This window comes from Deinococcus arcticus, assembly GCF_003028415.1.
GTDB classification, from domain to species: Bacteria; Deinococcota; Deinococci; order Deinococcales; family Deinococcaceae; genus Deinococcus; species Deinococcus arcticus.
The window spans coordinates 16,768-28,999 of the sequence record NZ_PYSV01000018.1 but is presented as its reverse complement, the minus strand read 5'-3'; the positions used below and the strand labels follow the sequence as shown (position 1 = coordinate 28,999).

Genomic DNA, 12,232 nt, shown 5'->3' with positions numbered 1-12,232 from the left:
TGGGAGGCATGAAACACGTCATCTTCCCGACCGTGGCCGCCGCCGACGCCTTCATTGCCGACATGCAGCAGCAGGGCCTGGTGGCCCCCACGCTGGGTCGCGCCAGCTACACGCGCAGCGGCGGCACCAGCACCGCCACGACCACCACGACCACCGAAACCGTCAGCACCGACGCCAGCGCAGGCGCTGAAGACGCCGGAGCCGGCGCCGTGAAGGGTACGGGCGTGGGCCTCGCCGTGGGCGCCGCCGCTGGCATCCTGGCCTCGGGCGCCGTGGTGGCCACGGGCGGCCTCGCGCTGCCCGTGATTCTGGGCATGACTGCGCTGGGCTCGGGCGTGGGGGCCGCTGTGGGCGCCACGGGCGGCGCCATGGGCGTGGACGAGAACCACGACGGCCGCACCAGCATGGAAGACACCTACGAGGTGGACCACGGCTCTTACGACCAGATGCACAGCACCATGAACAGTGGTGGCCGCGTGGTGGGCGTGGAAGACAGCGTGCCCTTTGACGCTGTTCAGGCCACGGCTGCGCGCCACGGCGGGCAGATCATGGACGACAGCGGCATGAACCGCCGTCCCCTCAGCCCCACCGGCAGCTCGCTGTAATCTCTCCCTGACCCCCCAAAGCCCCCCAGCGGTTGCAGCCCGCTGGGGGGCTGGTCGTTGGCCGACGGGTGATGAGGAGCTGGCCCCCCCCTCTCTTACGCGGGGGCGTCGCCTTCGGCCGGGCCTCCCGGCAGCCCCAGGAAAAAGGTGCTGCCCTGGCCGGGGGTGCTTTCCAGCCACAGTTCGGCCCCCAGGCCCTCGGCCACCGCGCGGGCCACGGCCAGGCCAATGCCGCTGCCCGGGTAGGCATCGGTGCTGTGCAGGCGCTGAAAGACACCGAAAATGCGCTCGTGGTATTCCGGGGCAATGCCAATGCCGCTGTCCTGCACCGCCAGCACCCAGCGCGCGCCGGCCCGCACGGCCGTCACCTGCACCCTCGCAGGCCGTTCCCCGCGAAACTTCAGGGCATTGCTGATGAGGTGGTGCAGCGCCTGTCGCAGCAGGTCCGGGGTGGTGGTCACGGTGGGCAAAGGGTCCACGCGCACCTCGGCCTGCGCGGCCTGAATCTGGGGGGCCAGTTCGGCCAGCAGGCCCTGCACCAGCGGGCCCAGGTTCACCGGCACGGCCTCGCGCTCGGCACGGCGCACCCGCGAGTAGGTCAGCAGGTCCTGAATCAGGGTTTTCAGGCGCTGAGTGGCCGCTGTGGTAAAGGCAATGTACTGGTCGGCGCGCTCGTCCAGCTGCCCTGCGTAACGCCGCGCCAGCAGTTCGGTGTAGCTGCCGATGGTGCGCAGCGGCTCTTGCAGGTCGTGGCTGGCCACGTAGGTGAACTGTTCCAGTTCGCGGTTGCTGCGCCGCAGCTGGTGTTCGCGCTCCTGCACCGCGCCGGCCATGCGGTCAAACTGCGCGCCCAGCACGCCCAGTTCCTGCACCGGGCTGCCCGGCATGCGGCGGGTGTAGGCGCCGCGCGCCATGTCCTGGGCGGCGGCGCCCAGTTCCTGCACGTGCCGGCCCACGGTGCGCGCCACCCGGGACGCGGTCACCACCAGCAGGGCCATACCCAGCAGCAGCCCCCCCACGCTGAACCAGCGCACCGCGCTCAGGGTGGCCTGACTCTGTCGGGTGGCCTCGCTCAGGCGGCTGTTTTCCTGTGTGGTCATCACCGACAGCTGCGCCCGCACCTGGTTCAGCAGCGCGCGGCCCCGGCCCCGCCCCACCAGGGCCGCCGCCCGGTCCAGCGAGGTCAGGCGCGCCTCGATTTCCGGCTGCGCGGCCTCCTGCTGCCAGCGGCCCACCAGCGCCTGCACCCGCGCCAGGGTGCGGCGCTGCGCGTCGTCCACGCTCAGGTCGTGCAGGGCGTAGGCAGCCGCCTGAAACGACGCCTGCGCTTCCTGGTACGGCGCCAGGAACCCCGCCTGCCCGGTAATCACAAAACCGCGCTGGCCGTTTTCCATGGCCGACACCTGCCCGGTTAATTCGCTGAGCAGCTGGGTGCGGGCCTGGGCGTCCAGCACCCGCTGCAGGGCCCGGTCGTTGCGGTCCACGCCGTACACAACTGCGCCGCCCACCCCCAGCAGCAGCACAAAGGGCGTAAGCAGAGGGCGCAGCAGAAAATCACGCAGCGGCACGGCGGCGCCGGCCCCGGGGGCAGGCACAGCGGCAGCAGGGGGCGGCACCGGCACGGGGGCATTCTAAGTGCCTCGCCCCTCCCATTCCAACGGTTCAGAGGGGCCCCGACCCCTTTTTATTCCCGGTGCGAGGCACTGCTTTCGCCACTTGCTCTGCTGCGCAGCTGTTCCAGCCCGCTCGGTTGATCGGGGGCTTGGCAGCGAGCTACGGAGTGCAGCCTCTGGGCGCTCCCTCCCCCCGCTGGCCCCAGATTTTGAACCGAGTTCACCAAAGCGGGGTAAAGTGAGTGCCATGACCGAAACGAGCGTGCGGCTCACCCAGCAGGGTGAGGTGGCCACCCTGACCATCACCTCGAAAAAGGGCGTCCTGGGGCCGGGCTTCTGGCGCGAGGTCCCGCCCCTGCTGGCCACCCTGGGCCCGGCGCGCGTGCTGATCGTGCGCGGCCAGGAGTGGTTCAGCGCGGGGCTGGACGTCAAGGCCACCGCGCCGGTGATTGCCCCGGCCCTGGGCGACCCGCAGGCCTTTGGGGCTGTGGTGGCCGAGATGCACGCCGCCATTGAGGGCCTGGCTGCCCTGCCCATCCCGGTGATCGCCGCGGTGCATGGCTGGTGCATTGGTGCGGGCCTGGAACTCATCAGTGCCTGCGACCTGCGGCTGTGCAGCGAAGGCGCCCGCTTCAGCCTGCCCGAAGTGAAGCTGGGCATCACCGCCGATCTGGGCGGCCTGCAGCGCCTGCCCGGGCTGCTGGGCCGGGGCCGCGCGGCCCACCTGGCCCTGACCGGCGAGCCCATTGACGCCGAAACCGCCGAGCGCTGGGGCCTGGTGACCGAGGTGCTGCCCACCCCGGACGCCCTGTTTGCCCGCGCCGAGGCCCTGGCCGCTGCCCTGGCCCAGCTGCCCCCCCGCGCTCTGGAAGGCACCAAACGGGCTCTGAACGCCGAACTGCCCCACGCTCAGGGCCTGCAGCAGGCAGTGGCCTGGAACGCCCAGCACATGAGCGCCGAGGGCCTGATGACGGCCCTCAACGGGCGGAGCTCGTAGGGCGCAGGCCAGGTCCAGGTTGACCCCAGACTGCCTGGGCGGGTCGCCTGCTGGCGTGCCCTGAAGCTCCTTCCCCACCCTCAACACCCGCCCGCATTTCCCTAGGACCCTTAGACTCTTCGACCCTTGGACCCACCCCAAAAGGAGCCCCCATGACCCAGTCTTCCCCCCTCTCCCCCACCTTCCGCCCCGATCTGCTGGCGGGCAAGCACGCGCTGATTACCGGCGGCGGCAGCGGCATCAACCTGGGCATTGCCCAGAGTTTCGCCGCCCACGGCTGCGCCGTGACGCTGCTGGGGCGCAACCTTGAGAAGGCCCAGACCGCCGCCCAGGGGATTGTGGCCGCAGGCGGCCGGGCAATGGGCGTGAGCGCCGATGTGCGCGACTTTGCAGCGCTGCAGGCCGCTGCCGCGCAGGCTGTGGCCGCGTTTGGGAACTTTGACATTGTGCTGGCGGGCGCCGCCGGCAACTTTCCGGCTCCGGTAGACGGCATCTCGCCCAACGGCTTCAAGACGGTGGTGGACATTGACCTGCTGGGCACCTACAACACCATCAAGGCGGCGGCCCCGCACCTGAGCACCCCCGGCGGCAACGTGCTGAGCATCAGCGCCTACGGTGTGCCGGTGCCCCTGCAGGCGCATGTGGTGGCCGCCAAGGCGGGCGTGGACGCCCTGACCCGCACCCTGGCGGTGGAATGGGGCCTGCGCGGCATCCGCGTGAACGCCATTATTCCCGGGCCCATTGACGGCACCGAGGGCATGGCGCGGCTGGCCCCCGACGAAAAGACCCGCACGCAGTTCATGCGCACTGTGCCGCTGGGCCGCTTTGGCGTGCCGCAGGACATTGCCAACGCCGCCCTGTTTCTGGTGAGCGACGCGGCCAGCTACGTGACCGGCGTGATTCTGCCGGTAGACGGCGGCCAGAATATGCTGGGCGGCGCCCCGCAGTACCAGATGTATCAGTCGATGGGACTGGCGCTGCCGAAGAAGGAATAGGGGCCATGGGCTGTGGGGCGCCCCGCAGGCCATGGCCCCTTTGGCACGGCGCCCGGGTACGCTCGTGGGATGGCGCCCAGTCCTGCCCTGCCCCCCCTGGCCCACCAGCACGGTCCGGAGGCGCGCGGCCGGGCGCTGCTGGCCCTGCCGGACTGGTCGGCGGTGGGCCAGCTCAATCTGGACGGCCTTGGGCTGGAAGCGCTGCCCGCCGATCCTCACCCGGCGCCGCACACGACGGTGCTCAGCGCCTACGACAACCAGCTGCACACCGTACCGGCCTGGGTCTGGACCCTGCCGCTCACCACGCTGAACCTGTCGGCCAACCAGCTGACCGAGTTGCCTGAAGCCCTGGGTGAGGTGCGGACCCTGACCATGCTGGACCTGGGACACAACGCGCTGGCCACCCTGCCCAACGTGTTTGCGGGCCTGGGCCAGCTGCAGTTTCTGTACCTCAGCCACAACCGCCTGCAGACGCTGCCGGGCTCCATGCGCGCCCTGCCGGCGCTGCGCTACCTGAATGTCACCGACAACGCCCTGGCCGAGCTGCCTGGCTGGCTGGGTGAACTCCGGGGCCTGACCGAGCTGCGCGTGTACGGCAACCGGCTCAGCGGTCTGCCCGGCGACCTGGGCACACTGAGGGCCCTGCGCGAACTGCACGCCATGAACAACACCTTGACGGCGCTGCCCACCGCGCTGGGGCACTGCGCCGCGCTGGAGGTGCTGGACCTGCAGGGCAACGCCCTGAGCCGCCTGCCAGATGCGTTGGGCTGTCTGGGCGCCCTGCGCACCCTGAACCTGAGATTCAACGCCCTGGACGCCCTGCCCGAGACCGTGGGGGGCTGGCAGCAGCTGGAAACCCTGGATCTGCGCGCCAACCGCCTGACCCACCTGCCCGGGGCCCTGGCCACCCTCCCCCGATTGCGCAAGCTGGACCTGCGCTGGAACCGCCTGACGCGTCTGCCAGCCGCCTTTGCCGATCTGGCCGCGCGCGGCTGCCTGATCTACCTGTAGGGTGGGGGTTCGCCCCATGTCGCATGGCCCAGCGCTCATGGCCCAGCGCTCCTACTTACACAGATCCGCCGCGCAGATCTCCACGGCGGCGTAATCGCGCCCCGGCTGCACCGTCAGCTTCAGGTGCAGTTGGCCGCCCTCGTAGGCGTAACTGTCGCCGGTGGTGGCGTCCAGGCTGCCCAGCGCCACCTTCTTCAGGCGGTTGCGGTTGTCAATCCACCAGTCGCGGTACAGGATGGGCTCGGCCGCCAGGGGCAGGCTCAGGCGCAGGCTCTCGCCGGGCTGGCGCTTTTCCATCACTGCGCGCAGGTGAGCAGACGTGCCCGCCGGGTTCAGGGTGTAGCGCTCGCCCACCCGCAGGGTGGTGCTGAAGGTCTTGCGGGCGTCTGGCACCCCCACCAGACTCAGGGTCTCGCCCCGGCTGCTGTGCACCGCCACCGGCCCAATCTGGCCGCCCCGCACGTCGTCCAGCCAGAACCGGGTGTAGACCCCGGCGCACACGCTGGCGTTCCACTCTGCGCGGGCCTGGCAGTCGGGGGCGCCCCTGAGCAGGGCGCTGGCGGTCACGCTGCGGCCCGCCGTGCCCGTCACACTGCCGTCGCTGTCCAGGAAGGTGGCGGACTTGTCGCCGTCCTTGTCGGCCTGGGGGTCTTGCAGCAGCACGCGGGGGCTGCTGTCCAGCCACACCAGCCCGGCAGCGCTGTTACCCGGGTTCAGGGAAAAGGCATTCCTGGTCAGGTAGCCCAGGCCGCTGGCCTTGCGCACAGCGTTGGGCACGAAGGCAGCCAGCGCGGCGTCCTGAATAGCCACATGCCCGTCGTAGAACTGAAAGCCGCGAATGGGGAAGTTCGCCTCCCAGGGCCGGGGCAGGCTGCGGCCTCCCTCACCCCTGGCCTCCCAGCTCTCGGGCTGGCCCACGTTGGGGGTCTCGCCCACCAGCAGCCCGCCTTTCAGAACCGACAGGTGCGAGGCAAAGGTGGCGCCCACCGCGTTGTCGGCCAGCACGGGACTTTGCAGCACGTGGTTTTCCCCGCGCAGCCACACGCCATGGTCGCGGTGCTTGTAGGCCGTGAAGCTGGCAAACGTGGCGGGCACGGCGGCGCTCTTGGGGTCTGCAGGCGTGGTGACCGGGTCGTAATAAACCGTTTCGGTCAGGCTGCCGTCGGCCTTGGGGCCGTTGTCTACATTCAGGCCACGGTCCCCGCTGTGGGCCACGTTGCCGCTGAATTCGCCCAGCGGCGTGCGCCGGGGCCAGAGGTTGGTTTTGGCCGCCGCCAGCCCGGTGGGGTGCTCGGGCAGGGCGTACCAGAAGCCGGTGCCGTCCACCCCCGCCGCCACGTTGTTCCTGACCGTGTTGGCCGGGTTGGTGATCCAGTAGCCAGACGGTCGCTTGTCGCTGTCCAGCAGCGGGGTCTGCCCCTGTTTGGCGTCCGGGGCCTTGACCCGGGTCACCAGGTTGCCCTGCAGCACGTTGCCGGTTTCGTCGCCGTCTTCCAGGAAAAGACAGTGACCCAGCGTGTCGTAGGTCACGTTGTCGGTTACGCGCAGATCGCTGGTGCCGTGCACCACCACGCAGCGGTTAAAAGAGGCGTGGACGCTGCTGCCCCGCAGGTACGAGGTGGGGGCGCTGCCCAGCAGGTGGAAATGCACCGGGTAGCGGCGCAGGGTATTGAGCTGCCCCACCCGCGTGAACTCGGTGCCCTGAATGCGCGCCGTGCTCTGGCCCATGATCATCACGTGGGCGCCCACGCGGCTCTGGGCAGCGTCCTCGGTGGCGCCCACCACAATGTTGCGGGTCAGCAGGCCCACCTCGGCGCGCTCGTTCACGGCGCGCCCAGAGACCGTGATGGGATCGCCCCAGTGGGTGTATTTCAGGGGCGCGCCCAGCGTAACCGTGTTTCCGCTGACCCGCTGCACCGTAACCTGCTCGGTCTGGGCGGGGTTGAAATCGGTGCTGGTCAGGGTCAGGGTGTCGCCGCCTGTCCAGTCGGGGGCGCGTTCCAGGGTCAGGGTGCTGCTGCCGGCCCTGGCAGCAGCACTCAGGCGGGTCCAGGGCAGGCGAGGCTGGCCGTGCAGTTCCAGGGTGCCGTCCATCACGCCCAGCACCCGGTCACCCATGCCCATCACGTCCTCGCCGGGGGTACTGTTCGTCAGCAGAATCTCGGCGTGGTGGGCAAAGGGCTTCTCCTCGCGGCCAATGCGCAGTTCGCCGTGAACCATCAGCCATTCGCTTTTCAGCGTCAGGTCTTTGTCTGCAAATTCCAGGGCGCTGCCAGCCGGGATGGTCAGGCCCGCCAGTGCGGGTGGAGAGACATCCAGCAGCACGCGCTTGCCCGCTGGCAGCGTCACCCGCGTGCCGGCGGCCGGCACGGCGCCGCCCCAGGTGGCCGGATCGCTCCAGGCGCTGGCCGGCTGGGTGGGGCCCGGGGCCGGGGGCGTGGGGGCGGGCGGGGTGGGCTGACCGGGAGCAGCCGGCGGCGGTGAAGGAGCGGGGTCTCCTGCAGAGGTGCCGCAGCCCAGCAGCAGGGCAGACAGCGTGAGGGCCAGCGGCCAGCGGGCTTGGGACATGAACGGAGGATAAATGCCCAGGTGGTCAGTCGCGGTGAAAGATCTCGCATCGTGCAACCGATGACAAACAGCGTCTTGCCCACCGCTTCTTCACCGGAACTGTCTTTGAGAGCCGACAAGATCGGCCTGATTTCCTCATAGTTTTCATAATTAAATTTTACAAGATGAGTCATCACTGGTTCTTACAGGAGGACCCCCATGACCCGCATTGACGACCAGAACCTGATTCTCGACACCGACTCGTACAAGAGCAGCCACTTTCTGCAGTACCCGCAGGGCACCACGCGGCTGTTCTCGTACCTGGAATCGCGAGGTGGGCGTTACCCGGTCACGCGCTTTTTTGGGTTGCAGTACATCCTGGACCGCTACCTGACCCGGCGCGTGACAGCGGAGATGGTGGAGGAAGCGCGTGACCTGATCGAGGCGCACGGCGAGCCCTTTCCGTTCGAGGGCTGGATGCGGGTGGTGAACGTGCACGGCGGGCGTCTGCCACTGGAAGTGCGCGCGGTGCCCGAAGGCACACTGGTGCCCATCCACAACGTGCTGATGAGCGTGACCAACACCGACCCCGAGCTGCCCTGGCTGGTGGGCTGGTTTGAGACCATGCTGATGCGGGTGTGGTACCCCACCACGGTGGCCACCCAGAGCTACCACATCCGCGAGATCATCCGCGTGGCGCTGGACCGCACCTCGGACCGCGCCGCCGAGGAACTGCCCTTCAAACTGCACGACTTTGGCAGCCGGGGAGTCAGCAGCCGCGAAAGCGCGGGCCTGGGCGGCCTGGCCCACCTGATCAACTTCATGGGCAGCGATACCCTGGAAGCCCTGCGGGTGGCGCGCAACCACTACGGCGCCGACATCGCCGGGTATTCCATTCCAGCGGCCGAACACAGTACGGTCACCAGCTGGGGCAAGGCGCACGAGGTGGACGCCTACCGCAACATGGTCACGCACTTTGGCAAGCCCGGCGGGGTGTTCGCGGTGGTCAGCGATTCGTACGACCTCAAGCACGCCATCAACGTGCACTGGGGCGAAACGCTGAAACAGCAGGTGATTGACTCCGGCGGCACCCTGGTGGTGCGCCCGGACAGTGGGGACCCCCCGGCCATGGTGCGGCTGGCTGTAAACGCCCTGGCAGCCAAATACGGCACCACGACAAACGCAAAGGGCTACAAGGTGCTGAGCCACGTGCGCGTGATTCAGGGCGACGGAATTGACGAACAGACCATCCGCCAGATTCTGGACAACCTGGAGGTGGACGGCTTCAGCGCCGAGAACGTGGCCTTTGGCATGGGCGGCGCGCTGCTGCAGAAGGTGGACCGCGACACACAGAAATTTGCCTACAAGGCCAGCGCCGGGCTGATTGACGGCGAATACCGGGGCATCTACAAGGACCCCGTGACCGACCCCGGCAAGCGCAGCAAGGACGGCGTGCTGGATCTGGTGCTGGAAGGCGGGCGCATGATCACGAAGGCTTATAAAACCTTCGACACCGACTTCCCCGGCAGCCTGATGCGCGTGGTGTACCGCGACGGCGAACTGCTGGTGCGCGACACGCTGGACACGGTGCGGGGCCGGGCGTAAGGGGAACAGGTGCACACGACAGGCAAGACCTACGGACTCGGAGAGCTGCTTCGCAGCGCGAGCAGGGGAAATCCGGGTTCCGGGGGTGGCGCCGGCACATCGGCTCTGTTCCAATGTGTCGGCGCCACAGTCGGCAGTCCGTATCAGCAACAGAAAGGAGGAGCAGCCGGTGCCGCGCTGCTCCTCTTGGGTTCTGCTCAGGGACAGGGCTCTATTTCTCCCGGATGCTCCAGCCCTGGGCCTTGACAGCCGCGATCTGCCGCTGGAACACGGCGTCAATCTCCTCTTCGGTCAGGGTCCGGTCGCCCCTGTAGGTCAGGCGCACGGCCACAGAGCGGTTGCCCGCGCCAATCTGTTCGCCCATGAACACGTCGAAGGGCTCTGTGCGCTGCAGCAGTTCGCCGCCTTCGCGCCCCAGCACGGCCGCCACCTCGCCGTAACTGACACCGGCTGGCGTAATGACCGCCAGATCGCGCCACGCGGCGGGCGCGCGGCTGGGGTCGCGGAAGGCCCACTCGCGGCCCGGCAGCGGCAGGGCGGCTTCCAGCAGGAAGGTTTCGCCCTTCAGGCTGAACGCCTGCGCGATTTCCGGGTGCAGGGCGCCCAGCCAGCCCACCGGCTGCCCGTTCCACACCACCTCGCCGGCAATGCCGGGGTGCAGGGCGGCGGGCACGGCGCTGCCCCGCAGCTGGCGCACTTCCAGCGCGGCGCCCAACGTGGCAGCCAGGCTTTCCACCAGCCCCTTGAAGGCGCGGAAATCACCGGGCAGACCGTCTTCATGGGTGTCGGGCGCCAGGGGACCGCGCATCAGCAGGCCCAGGCGCTCGGCTTCGCCGCTGGCGGGGAAAATGCGGCCAAGCTCGAACAGCAGGGTGCGCTCGCCGCCTGTCTGCATGCCCGCCGCTTTGAGGAGGCTGGGGTACAGCGCGGTGCGCAGGGCCGTGCGGTCGGTGCTCAGGGGGTTTTGCAGGCGCACGCCGGGGCGCTCGGCGCGGGCCCTGGCCGCTTCCTCGTCGCTGGTGAAGGTGTAGGTCACGACCTCCTGAAAACCCAGCCCCGCCAGGGTGCGGCGCAAGGTGCTGCGCGCCACGCCTTCTTTCTCGGCGCCGATGTTGCTCTCGTGCACGCGCAGGGTGGGCAGGGTTTCGGGCAGGTGGGCGTAGCCGTGCAGGCGGGCCACTTCTTCGGCAAGGTCCTGCCAGATGGTCAGGTCCACCCGCCACGAGGGGGGCTGCACGCTGAGCGCGTCGCCCTCGCCCGCCACGGCGCAACCCAGGCGGCTCAGGATGCCCCGCATCTCGGCGGTGTCCACCCCCATGCCCAGCAGGGCGCGAATCTGCTCGCCCGTCGCTTCAATGCGGCCCGGGACCTCCGGCTGGCCCACCACCGTGGCGCCGGGGTGGACGGTGCCGCCTGCCTCGGCCAGCAGGCCCACCAGCCGGGCGGCGGCGCGGGGCGGCAGCAGGGGGTCCACGCCACGTTCGTAGCGGTACACGGCGTCGGTCTTGAGGCCCAGGCGGGTGCTGGTGCGGCGCAGCAGGACGGGATCGAAGTGCGCCACTTCAATCACCACGTCGGTGGTGTCGGCGCGCACGTGGCCATGATCGCCGCCCACGATGCCCGCAATGCCCAGCACGCCCTGGCCCGGCTGCGGCTGGCCGGCGTTCTGGAACGCTTCGGCCACGCTGGAAATAGGCCGCTCCTGGCCGTCCAGAATCAGCAGGTCTTCCGGGCCCACCGTGTGCTCGTGGCCCATCAGGTCGCGCACGAGTTCGCCCTGGCGGCGACCAAAGGCCACCAGCAGGGTGTCGTCTGCCACATCGCGGCGGTCGTACAGCGCGGTGGGCTGGCCCAGCTCCAGCATCACGTAGTTGCTGGTGTCCACGATCAGGTCAATGGAGCGCATTCCCGAGAGGGTCACGCGGCGCTGCATCCACAGGGGCGCGGGCCCGTTGCGCAGGCCGCCCACGGTCCGCGCCACGAAATGGTCACAGCCAAACCGCAGCTTCTGGGTCGGATCACGCTCGATAACCCGGCCCTTATCGGGGAGGGAGACGCGGATTTCGCCCTCGCCGCTGGCCTCGGGGCCGGCGGGCGGCGGCTTCAATTCCAGCTTCAGGAACGCCGCGAGGTCGCGGGCCAGACCCAGGGCACTCAGCACGTCGGCGCGGTTGGGGGTCACCTCCACGTCCAGCACCTGATCGGCGGCCCACAGCTCGCGCATGGGGGTGCCAGGGGCCGCCGTGCCGGCCGGAAACAGCATCAGCCCGGCGCTGCTTTCGCCCACGCCCAGTTCCTTGGCGCTGGCGGCCATGCCCCAGGACTCCACGCCCTGCAGGGCCCGCACGCCGTAGGTCATGCCGCCCAGGGTGGTGCCGGGCGAGACCAGTGCCAGCATGGTGCCGGCCGGCAGCCCCACCGCGTTGGGGGCACCGCTGGCAATGACGCGCTCACCGTTTGCGCCCGTGTCCAGCGTGAGTCTGGTCAGCTGGGTGCCTTCAATGGGCTCGGCGGCGGTGACCGTAACCAGCAGCACGCCTTCGGGCGGCGCAGGCACGTCCTCGACGCCTTCCAGGGGCAGGCCCAGCTGGGCGAAGACGGGTTCCAGTTCGGACAGGGGCGGTAAGGCCGGAACAAGTTCTTTGAGCCAGGAATAGGGGATGTTCATGGTGGATACCTCAGAGGTCTAAGCTTGCGAAGGATGTTCAATTGGAAACAAGCGGTAGAAGAGGCGGCACAGGTCTTGCAACGACGACTTGACGCTGGTGATGATCTTCTGACTGCGGCGCGACAGGTTTGGGTGCAGCTGAACTGCGGGGCCATGGTGCTGAAGTGGGCGGTTCAGAAGGTGACGGGGTG

Annotated in this window: 8 protein-coding genes; 5 read left to right on the top strand and 3 right to left on the bottom strand. The window is 69.2% G+C overall.

Features of this window, described 5'->3' with window-relative positions; genetic code table 11:
- Positions 1-8: 8 nt before the first annotated feature.
- The gene (locus C8263_RS15580) at positions 9-605 is read left to right on the top strand and encodes a hypothetical protein (RefSeq protein WP_107139057.1); all 597 of its coding nucleotides are present in this window, start codon (positions 9-11) and stop codon (positions 603-605) included.
- Positions 606-700: 95 nt separating this feature from the next.
- On the opposite strand, the gene C8263_RS15575 is transcribed toward C8263_RS15580, so the two are convergent.
- On the bottom strand, positions 701-2,227 hold the full coding sequence (locus tag C8263_RS15575) for a sensor histidine kinase (RefSeq protein WP_233218851.1): 1,527 nt from the start codon (positions 2,225-2,227) through the stop codon (positions 701-703).
- A 238-nt stretch (positions 2,228-2,465) separates the two neighbouring features.
- Here C8263_RS15575 and C8263_RS15570 point away from each other — a divergent pair, with 238 nt between their 5' ends.
- The 3 genes from C8263_RS15570 to C8263_RS15560 all read left to right on the top strand — a co-directional run bounded on the left by C8263_RS15570 (position 2,466) and on the right by C8263_RS15560 (position 5,221).
- The gene (locus C8263_RS15570) at positions 2,466-3,215 is read left to right on the top strand and encodes an enoyl-CoA hydratase-related protein (RefSeq protein ID WP_107139056.1); all 750 of its coding nucleotides are present in this window, start codon (positions 2,466-2,468) and stop codon (positions 3,213-3,215) included.
- A gap of 152 nt (positions 3,216-3,367) precedes the next feature.
- Positions 3,368-4,210 (top strand): SDR family oxidoreductase, encoded by an 843-nt coding sequence (locus C8263_RS15565; RefSeq protein WP_107139055.1) that lies wholly within the window; start codon positions 3,368-3,370, stop codon positions 4,208-4,210.
- A 69-nt stretch (positions 4,211-4,279) separates the two neighbouring features.
- The gene (locus C8263_RS15560) at positions 4,280-5,221 is read left to right on the top strand and encodes a leucine-rich repeat domain-containing protein (protein WP_107139054.1); all 942 of its coding nucleotides are present in this window, start codon (positions 4,280-4,282) and stop codon (positions 5,219-5,221) included.
- A 51-nt stretch (positions 5,222-5,272) separates the two neighbouring features.
- Here C8263_RS15560 and C8263_RS15555 read toward each other — a convergent pair whose 3' ends face one another.
- On the bottom strand, positions 5,273-7,789 hold the full coding sequence (locus C8263_RS15555; protein ID WP_107139053.1) for a G8 domain-containing protein: 2,517 nt from the start codon (positions 7,787-7,789) through the stop codon (positions 5,273-5,275).
- A gap of 198 nt (positions 7,790-7,987) precedes the next feature.
- On the opposite strand from C8263_RS15555, the gene C8263_RS15550 reads away from it, so the two are divergent.
- On the top strand, positions 7,988-9,373 hold the full coding sequence (locus tag C8263_RS15550; RefSeq protein WP_107139052.1) for a nicotinate phosphoribosyltransferase: 1,386 nt from the start codon (positions 7,988-7,990) through the stop codon (positions 9,371-9,373).
- Between the two features lie 211 nt (positions 9,374-9,584).
- Here C8263_RS15550 and C8263_RS15545 read toward each other — a convergent pair whose 3' ends face one another.
- Positions 9,585-12,041: a phenylalanine--tRNA ligase subunit beta gene (locus C8263_RS15545; RefSeq protein ID WP_107139051.1), complete on the bottom strand. Its 2,457-nt coding sequence runs from the start codon at positions 12,039-12,041 to the stop codon at positions 9,585-9,587.
- Positions 12,042-12,232: the final 191 nt, after the last annotated feature.